The sequence below is a fragment of the Bacillus sp. EKM202B genome (genome assembly GCF_011066025.1).
In the GTDB taxonomy this organism is placed as follows: domain Bacteria; phylum Bacillota; class Bacilli; order Bacillales; family Bacillaceae_G; genus Bacillus_A; species Bacillus_A toyonensis.
In genome coordinates this window covers 219,104-242,640 of the sequence record NZ_JAAMNK010000005.1, presented here as the reverse complement: position 1 = coordinate 242,640, position 23,537 = coordinate 219,104, and the positions used below count along the sequence as shown (strand labels likewise).

The following is a 23,537-nucleotide window of genomic DNA, read 5'->3' as shown; positions in this document are numbered from 1 at the left end:
TAGTTTTCGTGTAAAATTAGGGGATAAAAATTTTTTATAAGGCAGGTACGAGAATGAAAACAGCTATTGTTACTGATAGTACAGCATATATACCGAAGCATATTCGTGACGAACTAAATATATATATGATTCCATTAAACGTTGTGTTTGGAACAGAATCTTATCAAGAAGAAGCTGAAATTTCAGTAGATGATTTTTATGTAAAAGTACGTGAGCAGGAAGAACTTCCGAAAACTTCGCAGCCAGCGATTGGAAAGTTTTTAGAGTTATACGAAGAATTATCTAAAGAATATGATGCAGTTATTAGTATTCATCTTTCAAGTGGAATTAGTGGTACATACCAAACAGCAACGACAGCTGGACAGATGGTAGAGGGTATTGAAGTATATACGTATGACTCTGAAATTAGTTGTGAAGTACAAGGATTTTATGTACGTGAAGGCGCGAAATTAGCAAGTGAAGGAAAAACACCAGAAGAAATTACCGCTCGTTTTGATGAAATGAAGCAAACGATGGACGCATATTTTGTAGTGGATGATTTACATCATTTACAACGTGGTGGAAGATTAAATAGTGCGCAAGCTTTCATCGGTAGCTTGCTACAAGTGAAGCCAGTTTTATATTTTAGAGAGAAAGTCATTATTCCATTTGAAAAGATTCGTACACGTAAAAAAGCGCTAAAACGTATCGTTGAAATTTTTGATGAACAAGCAAGTAAAGGTGTACCTATGGAAGCAGTTATCATTCATGCGCAACGTGAAGAGGAAGCGAATGAATGGAAGCAAGAATTAGAAGCAAAATATCCTCATGTCGCAATTCGCACGGGTTATTTTGGTGCTGTAATTGGTACGCATTTAGGTGAAGGTGCACTTGGTCTTGGATGGTATACGAAGTAATAAGATAGAAAAGGCTCTCTTTTTGAAGAGGGTTTTTTTACGGAAATGTTACGTATAGTTGACAAGTTAATATTTGGAAATGATAAAATGTACGTAAAATAAAATATGAGGAAAGTTTTATAACTTACTTTTTACAAGAAACTATATTATAATAGAAGAGAGGTGAAACATATGGAGCATAATTCTTGTTTATGTCCAAAGTTTGAGTCAGCTTTTACTTTGCTTAGTAAAAAATGGACTGGCTTAATCATTAAATCTTTGCTAGAAGAGCCGAAACGTTTTAGAGAAATCGCAGATATTATACCGAATATGAGCGATCGTATGTTGTCAGAGCGTTTAAAGGAATTGGAAAGCGAAGGCATTGTAGTTCGTAATGTTTATCCAGAAGTACCAGTTCGAATCGAGTATGGCTTAACTGACAAAGGAAAAGCGTTAGAAAGTGTTATGGATGAAGTCCAAAATTGGGCTGAGAAATGGATGAAATAGCGTTTCAATTTCATTTATATTTGTATTCGTATATTTAATAAAACGTAAGGGACACCTTGCGTTTTTTCTTTGTTTATAACAATGAGGAAAAATTAAAAAATTCTACACATACATACAAAAATATACGTATTTTGCGCTAGATGCACATATAATATTACATTTGTTTTACAAAAACGTAACATTGGCAAAAAAAATCCCGAATTATGGTATAAATTTTATAGGTTATATACGGAAAAAAGAAAAAGAAAGCGGTGTAAAAAATAAAATGAAAAAGCTAAAAATGGCATCTTGCGCATTAGTTGCAGGGTTAATGTTTTCAGGATTAACACCAAATGCATTTGCAGAAGATAATATTTCTGACGTGAAATCACAAATTAATACACAAAATGACACTTTACATAAACAACAACAAGAACGTGATGAATTACAAAAACAAATGAACGAATTAAATAAAACAATTCAAGGTTTAGATAAGTCTGTTCAAGAAAATGCTTCAAAGCTTGATGAAACAACGAAAAAAGTTGCTGATACTGAGCAATTAATCGAAAAGAAAAACAAAGACATTGCGGAACTACAAACGAAAATCGCAAAACGTGAAGATTTATTAAGAAAACGTTTAGTTGCGCTTCAAGAACAGCCGAATACGAACGTTGTAACAGAAGTTCTTGTAAACTCTAAAAACGTTGCAGATTTAGTTGATCGTTTAACTTCTGTTTCTAAAATTCTTGAGTCTGACGAAGATATCATGAAAACACAACAAGAAGATCAAGCGAACGTGAAAAAGGATGTTGCAACAGTAAAAGAAAAACAAAAAGAATTAAAAGAAGCACAAGCTCAAATTGAAACTGCTAAGAAAGAACTTGACGCTGAAAAAGCGAAAAAAGAAACAGCAGTAAACGATTTAAGTGGTAAAATGGATACAGTTGTAACGACGATGACAAGTACGGAAGATCAATTGAAAGAGCTTGAAAAACAAGCATTACAATTACAACGTATGGCTGAACAGGAAGCACAAGCAAAAGCTGCACAAGAAGCCGCTGCTCAAAAACAAGCAGAACAAGCTGCTAAAGAAGTGCAAGCGCCTGCTCAACAAGTTGCACCAGCGAACAACGGTGGACAAGCTCAAAAAGAAGAGCCTAAACAAGAAGCACCTAAACAAGAAACACCTAAACAAGAGAAGAAACAACCAGAGCCAGCTCCAGCTTCAAATGCGGGTGGCGTAATTGGTAAAGCACAACAATATTTAGGTATGCCATATGTTTGGGGAAGTGCATCTCCATCAAAAGGTGGTTTTGATTGTAGTGGATTCATTTCTTACATCTTTGGTGTAGGTCGTCAAGACGTTAACGGTTACTGGAACTCAGTTTCTAAAGTAAGTAGCCCACAACCTGGAGATTTAGTATTCTTCCAAGGTACTTATAAGGCAGGTCCATCTCACATCGGTATTTACGTTGGTAATGGCCAAATGATTCATGCTAGTGATAAAGGAATTGCGTACGGTGATATTAACAGTTCATACAACAAAAAACATTTCTTAGGATACGGTCGATTCTAGGATTTATAAACGAATAAAACACGTGTATAAAGTCGATAGCTTACTATTTTATAAGTAGGTTATCGGCTTTTTTGCGTTTTTACGAAATTACGGGAAAGGTTTATAGTTTGCTGGAGGTGATGGTCCATGTTATCTGGGAAACAGTTATTATTAGAAGAACTCTCTACAGACGTACGGGATAATTTAGATGATTTGAAGAAGAAGGGAGAGGTCGTATGTGTACAAGGTGTAAAAAATAAGGCTTCTACATATATGTGTCAGCGTTGCGGAAATATAGCACAAAGACTCTTTTCATCATTTTTGTGTAAAAGGTGTAGTAAAGTCTGCACATATTGCCGGAAGTGCATAACGATGGGGAGAGTTAGTGAATGTGCTGTACTTGTTCGCGGAATTGCCGAAAAAGAGGGAGAAATGGATGTAAACCCGTTACAGTGGAAAGGAAATTTATCTACTGGCCAGGAGTTGGCTGCGCAAGGTGTTATGGAGGCTGTTAAACAAAAAGAATCGTTTTTTATTTGGGCTGTGTGCGGCGCTGGAAAAACAGAAATGTTGTTTTATGGTATTGCAGAGGCACTTCAAAAAGGAGAAAGGGTTTGTATTGCAACGCCGAGAACGGATGTTGTACTTGAATTAGCACCGAGATTGAAAGAAGTATTTCCTTATATAAATGTAGCTGCTTTATACGGTAGGAGTTTAGATCGGGAAAAAGATGCAGCGTTAGTCGTTGCGACCACCCATCAGCTATTGCGTTATTATAGAGCGTTTCATGTCATGATTGTAGATGAAATAGATGCCTTTCCATACCATGCAGATCAAATGTTGCAGTATGCGGTAAAACAAGCGATGAAAGAGAAAGCGGCATGTATTTATTTAACTGCAACTCCAGATGAAGAGTGGAAGCGTAACCTTAGAAAGGGGAAACAAAAAGGTATCGTTGTTTCTGGACGGTATCACCGTCATCCGTTGCCAGTCCCCAAATTTTGCTGGTGCGGAAACTGGAAGAAAAGCCTCATCAATAAAAGAATTCCTCAAGTTTTACTACAATGGTTAAAAGTATACTTAAATAAAAAGCACCCCATTTTTTTATTTGTTCCCCATGTGCGATATATAGAAGAAATGAGTCGGTTATTGAAGTTGTTAGACGATAGAGTTGCCGGTGTGCATGCAGAAGATCCAATGAGAAAAGAGAAAGTTGCAGCTTTCAGAAAGGGAGAAATTCCTTTATTAGTTACAACGACGATTTTGGAGAGAGGAGTAACGGTGAAAAATTTGCAAGTTGCGGTTTTAGGGACGGAAGAAGAAATATTTTCAGAAAGTGCACTCGTACAAATTGCAGGCCGGGTAGGTCGTAGTTTTGAAGAGCCGTATGGAGAGGTCATTTATTTTCATTATGGTAAGACAGAGGCGATGGTGCGCGCGAAAAAACACATTCGAAGTATGAACAAAAATGCGAAAGAACAAGGATTGATCGATTAATGCATTGCTTACTTTGTGATGAGGATATTTCATACGCGATTAGTTGGTACAATTTTTTTGTTAAGGCTCACAAAAAGTATATATGTGATAGATGTGAGCAAAAGATTTCCTATATTATAGGAGAGATTTGTAGAGAGTGCGGACGGTCTTTAGATTCATTGCCAGCCGAATATAAAGAAGGTGACATTTGCAAGGATTGTGTACGGTGGATGAATGTGGAGAGTTATCGAACTTTGAAAAATCGTTCATTATACATGTATGATAATGAGATGAAAGGAATACTAGCACAGTTTAAGTTTCGTGGTGATGCTGAGTTAGTTCGTATTTTTCATCTTCCTTTTCGAAATTTATTTCAACAGTATTTTGCTAATGTTTCAACCGTTATCGCTGTTCCGCTTAGTAAGGAAAGGGAATATGAACGTGGCTTTAATCAAGCTGAGCTATTAGCAGCTTGTTTGCCTGTAGGTCTTTCTTATCCGTCATTAAGAAGAAGGGAAACAGAAAAACAAAGTAAGAAGACGCGCAAAGAAAGGATGTTGGGAAGCAATCCTTTTTATTTTCAGGGTGAAGAGATGTTTCATGGACAACATATTTTACTCGTTGATGATGTGTATACGACAGGTATTACAGTTAGACAAATTGGTAGTCTTTTATACGATAGAGGGGCAAATGAAGTTTCTAGTTTGACGCTCTGTAGAAGTTAATCTGTAACTGTCGAAAGAGATAATAAAAAGACGATAAGTCTTCTTTGACTTCGTAAGTTGTCATTCGTTATAGTCAGAATATGGGGCGAATGCCCTGATTTTTAGAGTGAAGGGAATGGAATGAACATGCAAGGAAAAGTGAAATGGTTCAATGCAGAAAAGGGATTTGGGTTTATTGAGCGTGAAGATGGTGAGGATGTGTTTGTTCATTTTTCTGCTATTCAACAAGATGGGTATAAGTCATTAGAAGAAGGGCAACAAGTGGAGTTTGATATTGTAGATGGAGCACGTGGACCACAAGCAGCTAATGTTGTGAAACTGTAGGGATATTGTTTTTGGGAAGAGAAAGCTGCGTTTGTGGCAACGTTATATATAGTAGAACCTCTTGTTTTTCGCAAGAGGTTTTTGTTATGGGGTGAATTGTCAAAAAGTTGTTTCTTTTCTGTAACGAATTGTCCACAGTTATATTCGTTACTCACGATGTTAATAGGATAAAATAAAGGTAGAAACGATGCATCTTTTCATTTCAACAAAAAACGATAAAAAAATCGCAATTCCACTAATTTTTTTAAAAAAGTTAGAAGGAGTTTTTAAGCCGATGTCGAAATTATAGTACATAGGCTTGAAAGGAGGAATTCATCTATGAAATTCAACATTCGTGGTGAAAATATTGAAGTAACTCCAGCATTAAAGGAATATGTAGAGAAAAAACTAAGTAAGTTAGAGCGTTATTTTGATACATTCCCAGAGATTAAAGTTAATTTAAAAGTATACTCTGACAAGCAACGTGTCGAGGTAACAATTCCGTTTACTGATTTATTACTTCGTGCAGAAGAAACTAATAGCGATATGTACGCTGCTATCGATTTAGTAGTTGATAAGATTGAGCGACAAATTCGTAAACATAAAACAAAAGTAAATCGTAAGTTACGTGAGAAAGGTTCTGTGAAAACTAACTTTATTCTTCCAGAAGCAGTAGCTGTTCTGGATGAGGTAGAAGAGGATGAATTAGAACTTGTACGTACAAAACGATTCGATTTAAAACCGATGGACGTTGAAGAAGCGATCTTGCAAATGGATATGCTAGGGCATAATTTCTTCGTCTTCACAAATGCTGATACAAATGAAACTAATGTTGTATATGGCCGTAAAGACGGAAAATATGGTTTAATCGAAACTAAATAATAATTCGAAAGCGCAGCCGAAAGAGGCTGCGCTTTTTTGGCTGAAAATAGATTTTTAAAAAACTTTTCCTAATTTAGAACGAGACATTCGGCCGATTGTTGTCATAGTTATAAGACAAGTGTTACAATTATCATTAGGTATATACATTTTAGTTTTTTTAATTAGGAGAAAAATTGGCATAACATACATTTGATTTTTATAACGACTGATTGTAATAGAAAAAGAAAAAACAATCGGAAGTTTTATTTTAATAAAAAAGAGGAGCGTATTTCCTATGATCGGTATTTTAAAAAAGGTATTTGATGTAAATCAACGCCAAATTAAACGTATGCAGAAGACAGTTGAGCAAATTGATGCATTAGAATCATCTATTAAGCCACTAACAGATGAACAATTAAAAGGAAAGACGCTTGAGTTTAAAGAACGTCTAACAAAAGGTGAGACAGTAGATGATCTACTTCCTGAAGCTTTTGCGGTTGTTCGCGAAGCTGCGACTCGTGTTCTTGGAATGCGTCCGTATGGCGTGCAGTTAATGGGTGGTATTGCTTTACATGAAGGGAATATCTCTGAGATGAAAACGGGTGAAGGTAAAACGTTAACATCTACATTACCTGTATATTTAAATGCTTTAACAGGAAAAGGTGTTCACGTTGTTACAGTCAATGAATACTTAGCACAACGTGATGCGAGCGAAATGGGACAACTTCATGAGTTCCTTGGCTTAACAGTAGGAATTAACTTAAATAGTATGTCACGCGAAGAGAAACAAGAGGCTTATGCTGCTGATATTACGTATAGCACAAATAATGAGCTTGGATTCGATTACTTACGTGACAATATGGTTTTATATAGAGAGCAGTGCGTTCAGCGTCCACTTCATTTTGCTATTATCGATGAAGTCGATTCTATTTTAGTCGATGAAGCACGTACGCCGCTTATTATTTCGGGACAAGCTCAAAAATCAACAGAGCTATACATGTTTGCAAATGCATTCGTTCGTACATTAGAAAATGAAAAAGAGTATTCATTCGATGTGAAAACGAAAAATGTAATGTTAACTGAAGATGGTATTACGAAAGCAGAGAAAGCTTTCCATATTGAAAACTTATTTGATTTAAAACATGTTGCACTTCTTCATCATATTAATCAGGCACTTCGTGCGCATGTTGTTATGCACCGTGATACAGACTATGTTGTACAAGAAGGTGAAATCGTAATTGTAGACCAATTCACTGGTCGTCTTATGAAAGGGCGTCGTTATAGCGAAGGTTTACACCAAGCGATTGAAGCAAAAGAAGGCGTAGAAATTCAAAATGAAAGTATGACGCTTGCGACAATTACGTTCCAGAACTACTTCCGTATGTACGAAAAGTTATCTGGTATGACTGGTACAGCGAAAACGGAAGAAGAAGAATTCCGTAATATTTATAATATGAATGTTATCGTAATTCCAACGAACAAAGATATTATTCGTGATGACCGTGCTGATTTAATCTTCAAATCAATGGAAGGTAAATTCAATGCAGTTGTTGAGGATATTGTAAATCGTCATAAACAAGGACAACCTGTACTTGTTGGTACAGTTGCAATTGAAACGTCAGAGCTTATTTCAAAAATGTTAACACGTAAAGGTGTACGCCATAATATTTTAAACGCGAAAAACCATGCGCGTGAAGCAGATATCATTGCAGAAGCTGGTATTAAAGGTGCTGTAACAATTGCGACGAATATGGCTGGTCGTGGTACGGATATTAAATTAGGCGATGATATTAAAAATATCGGTCTAGCGGTTATCGGTACAGAGCGTCACGAAAGCCGTCGTATTGATAATCAGTTACGTGGTCGTGCTGGTCGTCAAGGGGACCCTGGTGTAACGCAGTTCTATTTATCAATGGAAGATGAACTAATGCGCCGCTTCGGCTCTGACAATATGAAAGCGATGATGGATCGTCTTGGTATGGATGATTCACAGCCGATTGAAAGTAAAATGGTTTCTCGTGCAGTAGAATCTGCGCAAAAACGTGTAGAAGGAAATAACTATGATGCACGTAAGCAGTTATTACAATACGATGATGTGCTTCGTCAGCAACGTGAAGTTATTTACAAACAGCGTCAAGAAGTAATGGATTCTGAGAACTTACGTAGTATTATTGAAGGTATGATGAAATCTACAGTAGAACGTGCTGTTGCGCTTCATACACAAGAGGAAATTGAAGAAGATTGGAACATTAAAGGTCTTGTTGACTACTTAAATACAAACCTTCTGCAAGAAGGCGATATAAAAGAAGAAGAATTACGTCGTCTTGCTCCAGAAGAAATGAGCGAGCCGATTATCGCGAAATTAATAGAGCGTTACAACGACAAAGAAAAGCTTATGCCAGAAGAGCAAATGCGTGAGTTCGAAAAAGTTGTTGTATTCCGTGTAGTAGATACGAAATGGACAGAGCATATTGATGCGATGGACCACCTTCGTGAAGGTATTCATTTACGTGCTTACGGTCAAATCGATCCACTTCGTGAGTATCAAATGGAAGGATTCGCAATGTTCGAGTCAATGATTGCTTCTATTGAAGAGGAAATCTCTCGTTACATTATGAAAGCTGAAATTGAACAAAACTTAGAGCGTCAAGAAGTTGTTCAAGGTGAAGCTGTTCATCCATCTAGCGATGGCGAAGAAGCGAAGAAAAAGCCTGTTGTAAAAGGTGATCAAGTGGGTCGTAACGATTTATGCAAATGTGGTAGTGGCAAGAAATATAAAAACTGCTGTGGCATTGTAAGCTAATAAAAACTGCGGCTGTTGAATTCAGCTTGTTTTGCAAATTATAATAAAAAGGATTAAACTCTCTCCCTAATAAGTGGAGAGAGTTTCCCTTGTTTTCATACGAAAGTAATAGCAATTACATAGAGGTGAAGGAAATGGAATTAGTAGAAATTAGACAGGAATTAGAGAAAATGGCTAAGAGATTAGCGGCTTTTAGGGGGTCTCTTTGACCTCCCTACTAAGGAGAAACAAATTGCAGAATTAGAAGAAAAAATGATGGGCGCAGGATTTTGGGATGACCAACAAGGCGCTCAAACTGTAATTAACGAAGCAAATGCGTTAAAAGATATGGTTGGAAAGTTCCGTCAGTTAGACGAGACGTTCGAAAACTTAGAAGTAACGCATGAACTCTTAAAAGAAGAATATGATGAAGATTTACATGAGGAATTAGAATCGGAAGTAAAAGGCTTAATTCAAGAAATGAATGAGTATGAGCTTCAATTACTATTAAGTGATCCTTATGATAAAAATAATGCGATTTTAGAATTACACCCAGGTGCAGGTGGAACAGAGTCACAAGACTGGGGTTCTATGTTATTACGTATGTATACACGCTGGGCTGAAAAACGTGGATTTAAAGTAGAAACAGTTGACTACTTACCAGGTGATGAAGCTGGTATTAAGAGTGTTACTTTATTAATTAAAGGTCATAACGCTTACGGTTATTTAAAAGCAGAGAAAGGTGTACATCGTCTTGTACGTATTTCACCGTTCGATTCTTCAGGCCGTCGTCATACATCATTCGTATCTTGTGAAGTTGTACCTGAGTTCAATGATGAAGTTGAAATTGAAGTGCGTACAGAAGACTTAAAAATTGATACGTACCGTGCAAGTGGAGCTGGTGGACAGCACATTAATACGACAGATTCAGCAGTTCGTATTACGCATACACCGACAAATACGGTTGTAACGTGTCAGTCAGAGCGTTCTCAAATTAAAAACCGTGAGCATGCGATGAAAATGTTAAAAGCAAAATTATATCAAAAGAAATTAGAAGAGCAACAAGCACAATTAGATGAAATCCGCGGGGAACAAAAAGAAATTGGATGGGGCAGCCAAATTCGTTCTTACGTATTCCACCCGTATTCTCTTGTAAAAGACCATCGTACAAATACAGAAGTTGGTAACGTACAAGCAGTTATGGATGGAGAAATTGATCCATTTATTGATGCTTACTTACGTTCTCGCATCTAATAACCAGTGGGGGAATCCCCACTGATTATTAGCTTTAACAAATCTGACTTTTACGGGCAGCCCGACCCTCACCTAACTTCTTTGCTTTTGTTGAATTTTGAGGTAGGGGTCTTACTACCCAGTAAATAGTGGGATAAGAGAAAAAGCCAACAAAATTGTTGGCCCATGCTGAGAAAATAGAGGATATACAACGTTTTATTTATATGGATGAAGTACAGGGGAAGAGAAGTTGGAAACGACAACTTCTCTTTTTGATGGGGTTATATGCAGAATACAATGTTGTATATTGTTTTGTAAAAAGTAGAGAATAGTAAAACAGAGCGGCAATAGAGTAAGATTTTATAAAGAACTTTTTTGATTTGCCTTTTAAAAAGATTCTTTATAGAAGTTTTTACGTTGTTCACAGAATTGAAACAAATTATGGAAGCTTTATTTTATCAGGGTTCTCACTGTATTTTTCAAGAATATGAAATATACCTTAGTTTTTCTATATAAAGATAATGCTTATAATAAAAATGAGTGTGTTAGGAATGAAAAAAATATCAACAATGGGGAGCGATAGAATTGAAAAAGAAATTGTTGGCTATTGCACTAGGTACATCAGTCGTTTTTGCTTTAGGAGCATGTGGAAATAAAGAAGAGAGTAAACCTTCGAAACAATCTGCAAGCACAGATAGCCCAGAGCAAATTTATCAAAAAAGTTGTATAGGCTGCCATGCGAAAGATTTATCAGGAGCAACTGGACCGGATTTACGAAAAGTAGGGCAGAAATATGATGCAGCAGAGATTGAAAAGATTATTGAAAAAGGTCGCGGTTCAATGTCACCGGGAATTATTCAAGGTGAAGATGCGAAAAAAGTAGCTGAGTGGTTAGCTGAACATAAATAAAAAGAGAAAAATGGGCGAGTTGATTATATAATCTTATCTAAAAATGACTTTGGATAAGAGTTATAACAACTCGTCTCCTTTTTCTGGGATGTAACATAACTGTAACAAAAATGTATCCGAACTGGAAACCGTTTGATGTTACAATGAGGTTTGTAGAATTTTGCTGAAATATATTACATAGAGTAGTGGTGCGAATAAAAAGCATGTAAGTAAGCTGCCTTCAACAAGAATGGTTAAATGAAAATAAAGGATTCCTTTTTATTTTCACATGTACAGAAAAGTATTTCGAAAAAAAAAATCATTAAGCATTGGGTGATAAATAATGATAAAAATGACGAATGTTTATAAGGAGTACCCGAATGGTATGAAAGCCGTTGCTGGTCTCACAGTTAACATTAAACAAGGTGAATTCGTATACGTAGTTGGACCGAGTGGAGCCGGAAAATCTACATTTATTAAAATGATGTATCGTGAAGAAAAGCCAACTACAGGATCTATTAATGTAAATGGACTTACTATCGAATCATTGGCAGAAAGAGATGTTCCATATTTCCGTCGTCAATTAGGCGTGATTTTCCAAGATTTTAAATTATTACCTAAATTAACGGTATATGAGAATGTTGCGTTTGCTTTAGAAGTAATTGAAGAAGAACCAGATGCGATTCGTGAGCGTGTTACTGAAGTGTTAGGACTAGTAGGTCTAGATGATCGTGCAGACGCACTTCCAAGTGAACTTTCAGGTGGAGAGCAGCAACGTGTGGCTATTGCAAGAGCAATTGTTAATAGACCAAAGGTTGTAATTGCCGATGAGCCAACTGGTAATTTAGATATTGAAACAGCTCTTGATATTATGAAGATCTTTACGCGCATTAATGAGCGTGGTACAACGATTGTTATGGCGACGCATAATGCAGATATCGTAAATACAATCCGTCATCGTGTAATCGCGATTGAAGGCGGAAAAATTGTTCGAGACGAGATTGAGGGAGGATACGGATATGAAGGCTAAAACCCTTAGTCGACATTTGCGAGAAGGTGTAAAAAATCTATCCCGTAACGGATGGATGACATTTGCTTCTGTAAGTGCAGTAACAGTTACATTATTACTTGTAGGTGTCTTTTTAACAGCGATTATGAACATGAACCATTTTGCTACAAAAGTAGAGCAAGATGTAGAAATTCGTGTACACATTGATCCAGCGGCAAAAGAAGCTGATCAAAAGAAATTAGAAGAAGATATGAGTAAGGTCGCGAAAGTCGATTCTATTAAATACTCTTCTAAAGAAGAAGAATTGAAACGTTTAATTAAAAGTTTAGGCGATAGTGGAAAAACGTTCGAGTTATTTGAGCAAGATAACCCACTGAAAAACGTATTTATTGTAAAAGCGAAAGAGCCAACTGATACAGCAAAAATTGCGAAAAAGATTGAAAAAATGCAGTTTGTAAGTAACGTTCAATACGGTAAAGGTCAAGTTGAAAAATTATTTGATACTGTAAAAACAGGACGTAATATCGGGATTGCATTAATTGCAGGTCTTTTATTCACAGCGATGTTCTTAATCTCTAATACAATTAAAATTACAATTTATGCTCGTAGTACTGAGATTGAAATTATGAAACTTGTAGGTGCAACAAACTGGTTTATTCGTTGGCCGTTCTTGCTAGAAGGATTATTCCTAGGAGTATTAGGATCAATTATTCCAATTGGTCTAATTCTAGTTACGTATAATTCACTGCAAAGTGTGTTTAATGAAAAACTTGGCGGAACAATTTTCGAGCTTTTACCATACAGCCCATTCGTATTCCAATTAGCTGGTTTATTAGTGTTAATCGGTGCGTTAATCGGTATGTGGGGAAGTGTAATGTCAATTCGTCGCTTCTTAAAAGTATAAAAAGTTGCAAACATAATTCGTACAAGCTTATCATATAGTAGAAATAGGTAAAGGCATCACACGCTGTGTGATGCCTTTTGCTACACCACCTGTGTGTTTTGGAAAGGGGAATTCCGCATTGAAACGTAGAGTTGCAATTATTGGAATGGTTGTTGCATTTTTAATTGGTGCTGGTGGAATGTTTGCAGGAATGTCTGTATTTGGGGTTAACCCAGCAGAAGTAACGCAAACAATTTCGAGTGGGAACGCTAGCACGACGCAAGGGAATTTGGCAAAAATTAATGAGGCATATGGACTAATTGATTCACGTTATGTGGAAGACGTGAAAGATGACAAGTTAGTTGAAGGTGCAATACAAGGCATGTTGTCTACGCTGAAGGACCCTTATTCCACGTATATGGATAAAGAAACAGCCAAACAGTTTAGTGAATCACTTGATCCCGAGTTAGAGGGGATTGGGGCTGAGGTGAACAAAACAGACGGTAAGCTTATTATCGTATCGCCAATTAAAGGTTCACCAGCAGAAAAGATTGGAATTAAGCCGAATGACCAAATTTTATCTGTAGATGGAAACAGTGTAAAAGACTTATCGCGTGAAGAAGCTGTATTAAAAATTCGTGGTAAAAAGGGAACGACTGTCGCGATTGAAATTAAACGTGCAGGAGTAACTGATCCGATTGTATTTAAAATTAAGCGTGAAAAAATCCCAATCTTCACGGTAGTTAGTTCTGTGAAACAAGAGAGTGGAAAAGATATCGGTTATATGCAAATTACTTCTTTTGCTGAAAATACAGCGAAAGAATTTAAGGATCAGTTAAAAGAGTTAGAGAAGAAAAACATAAAAGGTTTAGTTATTGACGTTCGTGGTAATCCTGGTGGCTATTTAAATAGTGTAGAAGATATACTAGGAGAAATTATGACGAACAAAAAGCCGATGCTACAAGTAGAGCAGCGAAATGGTGAGAAAAAGCAAATCTCTACAGAGCTGAAAGAGAGGAAGCCATATCCAATTTCAGTATTGATTGATAAAGGAAGTGCTTCTGCTTCGGAAATTTTAGCTGGCGCATTGAAAGAAGGAGAAGGTTACGATTTAATTGGTGAAACAACATTTGGTAAAGGAACTGTTCAGCAAGCCGTTCCGTTTAAAGATGGCAGTAACATTAAATTAACGATGTTCAAATGGTTAACTCCAGATGGAAACTGGATTCATAAAAAGGGAATCAAGCCAACTGTAGAAGTGAAACAACCAGATTACTACCATGCGACGCCAATTCAAATTGAAAAAACACTTTCATACAATTCAAATGATGTGCAAGTGAAGCATGCGCAAGAGATGCTGAAAAGCTTAGGTTATGTACCGGGTCGTGAAGATGGCTACTTTAGTAAAGAGACAGAATCAGCACTGAAAGCATTCCAAAATGCGAATGAGATGGAAGCGACAGGACAGCTTGATAAAAAGACAGCTGAGGCAATCCAAACTAAAATCATTGAAAAAATCCGTTCTGGAGAAAATGATCTACAATTACAGGCAGCATTAAAATTAATAGCGAAATAAGAAGAAATACAGGCATTTTATTGCCTGTATTTTTTTGTGTTAAACAAACGTTTGTCCAGTTATGATAATATAAAAAGAAAGAATGATATAAATGGTGGTGAATGAGTTCGTGGAGGCATGGCTTTTTGAAATAATGCGGGCAGTTGGACGTTTTTTCTTGCACCCTGCTGTCTATGTATTTTTAATAAGTAGTATCTTCGTTGGATATTTACGTATATTACGAGAACGAAAAGATTTTTCTTTTAAAGTTTATGATATTTGGTTTGAATTGCGAACATCTCTATTTGCAGGGCTTGGATATGGATTAATCGTATCTATTATTACGATTGGGCTTGGACTTGTTGTTTCCAAGGCGAGCTTATGGGCCATTTTACTTTGGACATTATTATTTGGATTAACTGCTATGTATCGATATTTATCGGCAGCTTATACGTTTAGTATCGCAATTGTATGTGTTTTATTATCTTCTAAGCTGCCAGTTTCCTTCTTACAGCTTGGAGAGGGTGAAGAGGGTACGATTGTATCTCTTGCTATTTTACTAGGCATCATGCTTGTTGTGGAGGGCTTATTGATTTCTAAAAACGCGGTGAGATATTCTACACCGAGGATTAGGAAGGGGAAACGTGGGCTCAAGATTGGTCTACACGAATCGAAGCGTTTATGGATCGTGCCGATTTTTATTCTTGTACCAGGTGATGCGGTAACCCAGTTTATTTCATGGTGGCCTGTCGTTTCAATAGGGACAAATACATATTCTCTATTCCTCGTTCCATTTTTAATTGGATTTATGCGAAAGATTAGAAGTTATGAGCCGACGGAAGCTTTACTCTTTACAGGAAGACGTGTTTATGGATTAGCTGGTCTTGTACTTGTTTTAGGGGTCGCGAGTTATTGGTGGCACGTACTTGCTATTATTGCAATGGGTGTCGCAATGCTTGGACGTTTTACGATTTCGATGCAAGAAAAAATTGTAGATGAGACAAGACCGGCATATTTCGCTGCACGCAATGATGGACTTGTTGTGTTAGATACAATTCCAAATACAATTGGGGCCGAGCTGAATTTACTGCCTGGAGAAATAATTACGAAAGTAAATGGAGTCGTTCCAAGGAGTGCCGAAGAATTTTATGATGCGCTTCAAACGAAAACAACAGGAGCTTTTTGTAAATTAGAAGTGGTAGATACAAATGGTGAGCTTCGTCTTGCTCAAACAGCATTATATGCTGGAGGACATCATGAGTTAGGCGTTGTATTTGTTCAGCAAGAGCACGAGTGGGATTCGGAAGCGATGTAATAAAAATGAGGGTGTTACCACTAGGTGACACCCTTTTTGTTTGATTGGGAGCAGCAGTACATGAAATTTATATCGGCGATTATCAGAATATATCAGCGCAATTGAAAATATATCGACTTTATGGCAAAAAACGGCAACTATCGCAAACCTTATTTGTAGTTTCGTAGTCGAATAACTTGAATAATTATTTGATAATGGTTATCATTTAGGGAGTCTTTTAATTTGGAAAAGGGAGGAAATATATGCTACGTAAATTTTTTTCTTACTATAAACCGTATAAAGGTTTATTTATACTCGATTTTTCTTGCGCGGTTATCGCAGGATTACTGGAACTTGGTTTCCCGCTTATCGTAAATCAATTTATTGATAAGTTATTACCAGGACAAAACTGGACGCTTATTTTATGGGCTTGTTTTGGTTTACTTGCAGTTTATATGTTAAATGCAGGTTTACAATATGTTGTTACCTACTGGGGGCATATGCTAGGAGTTAACATTGAAACAGATATGAGGCAGAAATTATTTGATCATATTCAAAAGCTATCATTCAGATTTTTTGATAATAATAAAACAGGTCATCTAATTTCACGTCTTACGAACGATTTAATGGAAATTGGGGAAATTGCTCACCACGGGCCAGAGGATTTATTCATCGCCGTAATGACTTTAGTTGGGGCATTTTCATTTATGATGATGATTAACTGGAAGTTAGCGCTTCTAACATTCTTTGTAATTCCATTCCTATTATGGTTGGCGCTTTACTTCAATAAAAAAATGACGGGTACGTTTAGACGTTTATTCTCAGATGTCGCTGATTTTAATGCATGTATCGAAAATAACGTCGGTGGTATTCGCGTTGTACAAGCATTCGGAAATGAAAAGTTTGAGAAAGACCAATTCGCTGTGAACAACGCTCGTTTCCGTACAACGAAATTAATGGCGTATAAAATTATGGCGCTAAACTCATCCATTAGTTATATGCTCATGCGTCTCGTAACGCTCTTCGTATTAATATGTGGCACATGGTTTGTTCTGCAAGGTGAGTTAACGTATGGTGGATTTATCGGATTCGTCTTATTAACGAATATTTTCTTCCGACCAATTGAGAAAATTAATGCAGTTATTGAAAGTTATCCGAAAGGAATCGCAGGTTTTAAAAGGTATGTAGAACTTCTTGAAACAGAGCCTGATATTGTGGATTCTAAAGATGCGATAGAAGTAAAGCATGTACACGGTGATATTCACTATAACAACATTACGTTCGGATATGAAAATAAAGAACCGATCTTAAATGATATTAGCTTGAAAATACACGCAGGTGAAACAGTTGCGTTCGTTGGGCCATCAGGGGCAGGGAAAACAACGTTATGTAGTTTATTACCACGCTTTTATGAGCAGGAATCTGGGTCAATCCAAATTGATGGCATTGATACGAAAGAGATGACTTTATCGTCACTTCGTAAACAAATTGGAATTGTACAGCAAGATGTATTCTTATTCTCAGGAACGATTCGCGAAAATATCGCTTATGGAAATTTACAGGCTTCAGAGGCTGCAATTTGGCAGGCGGTAAAACGTGCCCAGTTGGAGGATTTAATTTACTCGCAACCAGACGGTTTAGATACAGTTATCGGTGAGCGTGGTGTGAAACTTTCAGGAGGGCAGAAGCAGCGTCTAGCAATTGCTCGTATGTTCTTGAAAAACCCGCCAATTTTAATATTAGATGAAGCGACTTCTGCATTAGATACAGAGACGGAACTTGCTATTCAAAAATCACTTGCAGAACTAGCTGTCGGTCGTACAACATTAGTTATTGCTCACAGGCTTGCAACTATTAAAAATGCGGATCGTATCGTCGTTGTAAATAAAGATGGTATTGCAGAACAAGGTTCGCATGAGGAATTAATTGAGCGAGGCGGAGGGTATAGCCGATTATACGAAGCACAGTTTAGTTCGTAAATATAATTTTTGCTGAATTCGTGCACCATAAGTAAGTGGAAATCTTATATGGGAGGCTATAAAGCATGATTGTAACAACAACATCTACAATTCAAGGGAAAGAAATTATTGAGTATATTGATATCGTGAATGGAGAAGCGATTATGGGTGCGAATATTGTTCGTGACCTTTTCGCATCTGTCCGTGACGTTGTCGGCGGCCGTGCAGGCGCTTATGAAAGTAAATTAAAAGAAGCGCGCGACATTGCAATGGAAGAGATGAAAACATTCGCAAGGCAAAAAAATGCGAATGCCATCGTTGGTATCGACGTGGATTACGAAGTAGTTCGCGAAGGAATGCTAATGGTTGCGGTGAGTGGGACTGCTGTCCGTATATAAAGTGAAACTTTAATCAGTGGGGGGCATCCCGGCTAGTTATTAGCCTTCACCAGCTGGGCATTTAATGCCCACAAGTAGCAAGATAAAGTGAAAAGCCGTGCTGGTGCACGGCTTTTTGTTATTGTGATGTCTAATATTATCTTTATGTCGAAGCCACGATATTTCTTGGGAAATGTGGAAGGCCCCGTCGATATATAGGGAAGACATTAGAGCGCTTCTTTACACCGCTGAATTTGAACTAATAATTTTTCATATTCTTGTTCAAGAAATGTGATGTCATCCTGATGATTGGGTATAGAAATCCGGCTGATGACTTCTGTTAATTTCGTTTGTAATCGCAATAATTCTTGTTCAGTAACGTTTACGGAAGCTTGAGTGGTTCTTTTAATGTATTGCTCGTAATTGCCATAGAATATTCTTGGTTCGCTCTCATCTACTTGTAGAATATGGTCTGCAACAGAACGAATAAAGGCACGGTCATGGCTAATGAAGAGTATAGTGCCAGGATACTCTTGTAACATGTTTTCTAATTCTTCCTGTGTTGTTAAATCTAAATAGTTCGTCGGTTCATCGAGCAGGAGCATATTATAGTTTCCTAAAAATACTTTTGCGAGTGCAACCTTCATTCGTTCACCCCCGCTTAGAACGTGCACAGGTTTATGAACATCTTCACGACGGAATAGAAGCCGGGCAAGTATTGTGCGAACGAATGCTTCTGTATAGTTGGTTTCTTCTAGAACGTTCTCTAAAATGGTTTTATCTGTTTTTAAAATGGATAGTGCTTGTTCAAAGTATCCAATTTTACAACTTTTTGAAAGCTGAATGCCACGCTCGTTTGTGAGAAGCATATTGAACAAAGTTGTTTTGCCACTTCCGTTTGCTCCTAAAATAGCTAATTTTGCACCAGGGGCAATAGTTCCATTCATATTTTTAAATAGTGTGCGGTCGCCTATTTTCTTTGTTGCTTTATTGAACTGTACTGCCACTTTACTATGAATGGGTGTATGGTATTGCACGTCAAACTGAGCCTGAGAAAGATCTTTTGGCTTTTCTTTCTTTTCTAGTTTTTCGAGACGTGTTTCTAATGCTTTGGCTGCTTTGCTAACCTGTTCTTGCCCATGAGCCCCGCTTAACTTATAAAGTTTAGATTCAGATGAACTGAACCGAGTTGGGATTTTTGTCATGCTAGAAGCACGTTGTTTTTTTTGTGAAATTGATTGCTCTAAACGATTTTTTTCTTGTATATATTGCTCATACTCTGCTTGCTTTTGTATTCGTTCACGTTCTTTTTGCTTTCGATAGTTGGAATAGTTTCCTTTATACTCTTGAATCATGCCGTCTTCAATTTCAATGATTTTTGTGCATATATTATCTAAAAAATCACGATCGTGCGATATTAAAACAAGTGCTCCTTTATAAGATAAAAGTGCTTTTTCTAATTGCTCTGTACCGGCCATATCTAAGTGGCTCGTTGGTTCATCAGCGAATAAAATGCCTGCATCTTGTTCGAGAGCATGGGCAATCTTTAGGCGCATTCGTTCGCCGCCGCTCATTGAATTTGCGACGTTTGAAATACTCCATTTTCCTTTTGCAAGAGAAGAAGCGGTTTCCAGTATTGTATCGCTAAGCTGTGGAATGATGGCGATAGAACTATGATGAGTTACTGTCCCTTTGTCAGCTTCTATTTCTTTACTTAATATTTGCAACAACGTAGATTTTCCAGCTCCGTTGACTCCAACGATTCCTATGCGATCGTGTGCGTGAATTTCTATTGATGGTAACGTAAATATGGTACGGTCACCAAAGCTCTTTTCAATATTACGTGCGAATAAAATAGTCATAAAAAAACCTCCCTAGTTTCACTAGAGAGGATAAACGTCGCCCTTCAATGTAAAAATCGTACATAAATAAACGATTTTTCACATGATCGTCTCGAAAGAAAGTATCGACAAATGGACAGACTAATCCCCTGCTAGTTTTCATCATTTTTGTTCACTATTTGTGATGGATGAAATAAATAAGAGAATTAGAACTTCATTGGTCAAAGTACCTTCCTTTCATAATATTATTTTTATTGTATGCGCATACAAATGGGTTTGTCAAACTTATTTCTGTTGGCTATTTTTAAATTTGCTATTATACAGTTGTGCCTTTGTAAGTGCTTCAGCATCATTTTTGATTTCATCCAATCCATTCGCATCCCCGATAATATACCCTTCAAATGATGAACCAACAAAATCAAAGATATACTGGAATTGAGAAATAAGTGGCAATGCTTTCAGTTTCGGATTGTCTCCGCCAACGGTGACGACGTACATTTTTTTACCTTTCATTTTCTCTTTGAAATGAAGAGAGGTATTGCGTAAGCTTTGTGACCAGCGATCAACGAAGTTTTTCATATGGCCGCTCATTCCGTACCAGTATAGTGGTGTAGCAAAGATAATCGTGTCGTGCTCTAGCATGCGTTTGGTTAATTGCTCGTAGTCATCATTTACAGGTTGAAATCCTTCAGCATCATGGCGTTGGTCTGTAATAGGGTAAATGGTATGGTCACGTAAATAAATTTGTTCTGCTTTCATTCCACCAATCATCATATATGTTAAGGCTTCCGTATTCCCATTTCGTCTTGAACTGCCGTGTATAACAAACATGCAATCATCCCTTTTCTTTTTCTTGTTTTAGGAGTGAAACGTGTTTTTGTAAATTCGTTTGAATGTTGGAAAGTAATGAGATTTGCCTTGTTACTTCATTGAGCTTATCTTCGTAAAGTGCAAGGATACTGCTGCATGGATTTTCGTATAGATGTGGTTCGATTTCGAGGCAGCGCAGCATTCTTGCGGTTTCTTCTAAATTTAAGCCGAGCTGTAAGTACATTTGGATAAGCTCTACTTTTTCAATGGCACTTTTATCGAAATCACGATAGCCGTTTGTGAGGCGATTTGAAGGGAGCAATCCCTTTTCTTCATAATGTCTTAGTGATCTTTCGCTAACGCCAGTTTCTTTTGATAACTCTCCAATTCGCACTGCATTTCACTCCTTTTACATGTATTGTAAACCTTCACACTAATGTGAAGGTCAACTCTGTTTTATCGCAAAAGAATCTACATGATTTAAAAACACTTGAATGGCTTTAGATGGAATGAAATATTTGCCACGCACGATGGAGAATGGACGAATTAGTTTTTCAGTTGGAACTTCGACGTGGAATAGTTCTTTGGCTAGTAGTTCTTTCCGCACGGTCCAATCAGAAAGTATAGCGATGCCAAGCCCGGCAGCGACGGCTTCCTTTACACTTTGAATGCTACTAAATGTAAAGAATCGTTTCATTTTTAAATGATGTTGATGAATAAAACGATCGCTATAGGCACGTGTCCCAGAGCCACTTTCTCTTAATACCCATACTTGGTCTTGAAGAGTAGCTTCGTTTATATCCTTGATGTGAAGTAATGGGTGATTTGGAGGGACGACGAGCTTCATTTCATCTTGCATAAACGTTTCAACGTCTACGTCAGCATATACGACTTGCCCCTCTACTAAGCCGATATCAATTTGATTAGAGCGAAGGCTTTGCAAAACTTCTTCTGTATTAGAGATAAGGGTATGAACTTCAACGTGCGGATTTTCATTGGCATAGTTAGCGAGTATTTTGGGAAGTAAGTATTCGCCAATTGTAAAACTAGCGCCGATGCGAAGTGTTCCTGTTACAACGTTATGTAATTCGTTAATTTCCTGTTTTGCATCATCATAAAGAGAGAGCATTTGCTTTGCATGTATATATAAAATGTTTCCAGCCTCGGTCACTTGAACGTGCTTTGGGGAGCGCTGAATGAGTGTAGTTCCAAATTCATTTTCCAGGTTGCGAATGTGCATGCTTACACCGGGTTGTGAAAGGTTTAAAAGTTCTGCTGCACGAGAGAAATGTTTCTGTTCAACGACAGTCACAAAGATTTTCAAAATGTCGACGTTCATTTGTTAGGCCCCTTTATTTTTGTTTTTATTCTATCATAAGTATTTCTGATGATAGAGATTTAATATTGATATTAAACTTATTATAAAAACTCTCTTATAATGTAAGTAGAAAGAACATGCATGTTCCAATACGATTATTGGGGTGGTACAAGGTGGAACAAACACTTGTTATACAAAAGAAGAAGGGCTTTGGATTTTCGCAAGGTATTGGGATTACATTATTAATCGCCATTGCTGCGAAATATTTAGCGGAGCTTCCATTTTTAAATATTATGGGACAATTAGTAATTGCTATTCTAATTGGGATGATTTGGCGCGCAGCGATTGGAGTCCCTCCAGAAGCGATAGCGGGAACGAACTTTGCGAGTAAGAAGTTGCTTCGCTTTGGGATTATCTTACTTGGAATGCGATTAAATCTGGTTGATATTGCGAAGGCGGGGCCGAAAGTATTGGTCATCGCAGCGGTAGTTATTACATTCACCATTTTCGTTGTATATGGATTGACAAAAGTATTTAAAGTAGAAAAGAAACTTGGGATTTTAACGGCGTGTGGAACGGCGATTTGTGGTGCGGCAGCGGTCGTGGCAATTGCACCACAAGTGAAAGCAAAGGACGATGAAACGGCGGTTGGTGCCGCAATTATTGCTATTTTAGGTACGATATTTACGCTTATTTATACATTATTATATCCAGTGCTTGGCTTATCTCCGTACGGTTACGGTGTATTCTCGGGGGCGACGCTGCATGAAATTGCTCACGTAATTGCGGCTGCGGCACCAGGCGGTAGCACGGCTGTCGACATCGCGGTTATCGTGAAATTAACGCGCGTTGCGATGCTTGTACCAGTAGCGATTTTAATTGGGTTATGGTTTGGTAAGAGCGAGGGAAGCGAAGAAAAGAAATCGTGGAAGGAGCTTCCGATTCCTTGGTTTATATTCGGATTTTTAGCGATGAGTGCGGTGCATTCACTCGGGATTATCCCCGAAGTTGTTGCCGGCTATATTGTAATAATTGCGTACATGCTTATCGCAATGGCGATGGCAGGTCTCGGTTTAAATGTAGAGTTTAAAACGTTCCGTAAATTAGGAAGCAAAGCATTTGTAGCAGGGCTGATCGGCTCGGTTTGTCTTTCTATTCTTGGATATGTTCTTGTATGGGTATTAGGATTTATGTAGTAGAGGAGAAAGCTGTTCCAAAAGATATTTTGGGACAGCTTTTTCTTATGATTATAGCGCTATGGATTTCAGTATTTGTTAGTAAGTCGATATATTGGGAGAATCGCCGATA

At 37.4% G+C, this 23,537-nt stretch carries 21 protein-coding genes; 17 read left to right on the top strand and 4 right to left on the bottom strand.

All coding sequences use genetic code 11. The features are described from left to right. The first annotated feature begins 53 nt into the window (after positions 1-53). From G9F74_RS09525 to G9F74_RS09450, 16 genes are all read left to right on the top strand, one after another. Positions 54-896 carry a DegV family protein gene (locus tag G9F74_RS09525; RefSeq protein WP_000844774.1) on the top strand — a complete coding sequence of 281 codons (843 nt, stop codon included), beginning with the start codon at positions 54-56 and terminating at the stop codon, positions 894-896. Between the two features lie 171 nt (positions 897-1,067). Further along, positions 1,068-1,382, top strand: coding sequence for a winged helix-turn-helix transcriptional regulator (locus G9F74_RS09520; protein WP_000400852.1), 315 nt, complete (start codon positions 1,068-1,070; stop codon positions 1,380-1,382). A gap of 160 nt (positions 1,383-1,542) precedes the next feature. Beyond that, complete coding sequence (locus G9F74_RS09515; protein WP_016107244.1) at positions 1,543-2,937, top strand: C40 family peptidase; 1,395 nt, start codon at positions 1,543-1,545, stop codon at positions 2,935-2,937. A gap of 126 nt (positions 2,938-3,063) precedes the next feature. Beyond that, positions 3,064-4,413 (top strand): ATP-dependent helicase ComFA, encoded by a 1,350-nt coding sequence (gene comFA, locus G9F74_RS09510; RefSeq protein ID WP_016107243.1) that lies wholly within the window; start codon positions 3,064-3,066, stop codon positions 4,411-4,413. Next, positions 4,413-5,117, top strand: coding sequence for a ComFC family protein (locus tag G9F74_RS09505; protein WP_016107242.1), 705 nt, complete (start codon positions 4,413-4,415; stop codon positions 5,115-5,117). The genes comFA and G9F74_RS09505 overlap by 1 nt, the downstream gene beginning before the upstream one ends. 126 nt (positions 5,118-5,243) lie before the next feature. Next, the gene (cspC, locus tag G9F74_RS09500) at positions 5,244-5,441 is read left to right on the top strand and encodes a cold shock protein CspC (protein ID WP_002045823.1); all 198 of its coding nucleotides are present in this window, start codon (positions 5,244-5,246) and stop codon (positions 5,439-5,441) included. A 318-nt stretch (positions 5,442-5,759) separates the two neighbouring features. Next, the gene (gene hpf / locus G9F74_RS09495; protein WP_000671188.1) at positions 5,760-6,302 is read left to right on the top strand and encodes a ribosome hibernation-promoting factor, HPF/YfiA family; all 543 of its coding nucleotides are present in this window, start codon (positions 5,760-5,762) and stop codon (positions 6,300-6,302) included. A gap of 274 nt (positions 6,303-6,576) precedes the next feature. Further along, a complete protein-coding gene (gene secA / locus G9F74_RS09490) occupies positions 6,577-9,084 on the top strand; it encodes a preprotein translocase subunit SecA (protein WP_000579396.1) in 2,508 nt (835 codons plus the stop codon). 134 nt (positions 9,085-9,218) lie between these two features. After that, a protein-coding gene (prfB, locus tag G9F74_RS09485; RefSeq protein WP_096001583.1) for a peptide chain release factor 2 occupies positions 9,219-10,317 on the top strand; the annotation gives its coding sequence in 2 pieces (ribosomal slippage) (positions 9,219-9,290 and positions 9,292-10,317; 1,098 coding nt in all). A gap of 564 nt (positions 10,318-10,881) precedes the next feature. Next, complete coding sequence (gene cccB / locus G9F74_RS09480) at positions 10,882-11,205, top strand: cytochrome c551 (protein WP_000727967.1); 324 nt, start codon at positions 10,882-10,884, stop codon at positions 11,203-11,205. Positions 11,206-11,527: 322 nt separating this feature from the next. Continuing rightward, complete coding sequence (ftsE, locus tag G9F74_RS09475; RefSeq protein ID WP_000594334.1) at positions 11,528-12,214, top strand: cell division ATP-binding protein FtsE; 687 nt, start codon at positions 11,528-11,530, stop codon at positions 12,212-12,214. After that, on the top strand, positions 12,204-13,097 hold the full coding sequence (gene ftsX, locus G9F74_RS09470; RefSeq protein ID WP_000645030.1) for a permease-like cell division protein FtsX: 894 nt from the start codon (positions 12,204-12,206) through the stop codon (positions 13,095-13,097). Before ftsE ends, ftsX begins: the two co-directional genes overlap by 11 nt. A gap of 118 nt (positions 13,098-13,215) precedes the next feature. Continuing rightward, positions 13,216-14,652 carry a S41 family peptidase gene (locus G9F74_RS09465; protein ID WP_080119612.1) on the top strand — a complete coding sequence of 479 codons (1,437 nt, stop codon included), beginning with the start codon at positions 13,216-13,218 and terminating at the stop codon, positions 14,650-14,652. Positions 14,653-14,761: 109 nt separating this feature from the next. Further along, positions 14,762-15,946, top strand: coding sequence for a PDZ domain-containing protein (locus G9F74_RS09460; protein WP_016107240.1), 1,185 nt, complete (start codon positions 14,762-14,764; stop codon positions 15,944-15,946). Between the two features lie 242 nt (positions 15,947-16,188). Next, positions 16,189-17,904: an ABC transporter ATP-binding protein gene (locus G9F74_RS09455; protein ID WP_000944601.1), complete on the top strand. Its 1,716-nt coding sequence runs from the start codon at positions 16,189-16,191 to the stop codon at positions 17,902-17,904. A gap of 65 nt (positions 17,905-17,969) precedes the next feature. Further along, positions 17,970-18,281, top strand: a complete 312-nt coding sequence (locus tag G9F74_RS09450; protein ID WP_000637523.1) for a heavy metal-binding domain-containing protein — start codon at positions 17,970-17,972, stop codon at positions 18,279-18,281. 206 nt (positions 18,282-18,487) lie between these two features. Here G9F74_RS09450 and abc-f read toward each other — a convergent pair whose 3' ends face one another. The 4 genes from abc-f to G9F74_RS09430 all read right to left on the bottom strand — a co-directional run bounded on the left by abc-f (position 18,488) and on the right by G9F74_RS09430 (position 22,250). Further along, positions 18,488-20,122 carry a ribosomal protection-like ABC-F family protein gene (gene abc-f, locus G9F74_RS09445; protein WP_016107239.1) on the bottom strand — a complete coding sequence of 545 codons (1,635 nt, stop codon included), beginning with the start codon at positions 20,120-20,122 and terminating at the stop codon, positions 18,488-18,490. Positions 20,123-20,386: 264 nt separating this feature from the next. After that, positions 20,387-20,932, bottom strand: a complete 546-nt coding sequence (locus G9F74_RS09440; RefSeq protein ID WP_016107238.1) for a flavodoxin family protein — start codon at positions 20,930-20,932, stop codon at positions 20,387-20,389. Positions 20,933-20,936: 4 nt separating this feature from the next. Beyond that, positions 20,937-21,305 carry a MerR family transcriptional regulator gene (locus G9F74_RS09435; RefSeq protein ID WP_001219224.1) on the bottom strand — a complete coding sequence of 123 codons (369 nt, stop codon included), beginning with the start codon at positions 21,303-21,305 and terminating at the stop codon, positions 20,937-20,939. Positions 21,306-21,356: 51 nt separating this feature from the next. Further along, a complete protein-coding gene (locus tag G9F74_RS09430) occupies positions 21,357-22,250 on the bottom strand; it encodes a LysR family transcriptional regulator (RefSeq protein ID WP_016107237.1) in 894 nt (297 codons plus the stop codon). A gap of 152 nt (positions 22,251-22,402) precedes the next feature. Here G9F74_RS09430 and G9F74_RS09425 point away from each other — a divergent pair, with 152 nt between their 5' ends. After that, the gene (locus tag G9F74_RS09425; RefSeq protein ID WP_000438410.1) at positions 22,403-23,425 is read left to right on the top strand and encodes a YeiH family protein; all 1,023 of its coding nucleotides are present in this window, start codon (positions 22,403-22,405) and stop codon (positions 23,423-23,425) included. The last annotated feature ends 112 nt before the right edge of the window (positions 23,426-23,537 follow it).

Coding starts and splice junctions, on each gene's coding strand:
- G9F74_RS09525 (WP_000844774.1), top strand. CDS start 54: ATGAAAACAGCTATTGTTACTGATAGTACAGCATATATACCGAAGCAT.
- G9F74_RS09520 (WP_000400852.1), top strand. CDS start 1,068: ATGGAGCATAATTCTTGTTTATGTCCAAAGTTTGAGTCAGCTTTTACT.
- comFA (WP_016107243.1), top strand. CDS start 3,064: ATGTTATCTGGGAAACAGTTATTATTAGAAGAACTCTCTACAGACGTA.
- G9F74_RS09505 (WP_016107242.1), top strand. CDS start 4,413: ATGCATTGCTTACTTTGTGATGAGGATATTTCATACGCGATTAGTTGG.
- cspC (WP_002045823.1), top strand. CDS start 5,244: ATGCAAGGAAAAGTGAAATGGTTCAATGCAGAAAAGGGATTTGGGTTT.
- hpf (WP_000671188.1), top strand. CDS start 5,760: ATGAAATTCAACATTCGTGGTGAAAATATTGAAGTAACTCCAGCATTA.
- secA (WP_000579396.1), top strand. CDS start 6,577: ATGATCGGTATTTTAAAAAAGGTATTTGATGTAAATCAACGCCAAATT.
- ftsE (WP_000594334.1), top strand. CDS start 11,528: ATGATAAAAATGACGAATGTTTATAAGGAGTACCCGAATGGTATGAAA.
- ftsX (WP_000645030.1), top strand. CDS start 12,204: ATGAAGGCTAAAACCCTTAGTCGACATTTGCGAGAAGGTGTAAAAAAT.
- G9F74_RS09455 (WP_000944601.1), top strand. CDS start 16,189: ATGCTACGTAAATTTTTTTCTTACTATAAACCGTATAAAGGTTTATTT.
- G9F74_RS09450 (WP_000637523.1), top strand. CDS start 17,970: ATGATTGTAACAACAACATCTACAATTCAAGGGAAAGAAATTATTGAG.
- abc-f (WP_016107239.1), bottom strand. CDS start 20,122: ATGACTATTTTATTCGCACGTAATATTGAAAAGAGCTTTGGTGACCGT.
- G9F74_RS09440 (WP_016107238.1), bottom strand. CDS start 20,932: ATGTTTGTTATACACGGCAGTTCAAGACGAAATGGGAATACGGAAGCC.
- G9F74_RS09430 (WP_016107237.1), bottom strand. CDS start 22,250: ATGAACGTCGACATTTTGAAAATCTTTGTGACTGTCGTTGAACAGAAA.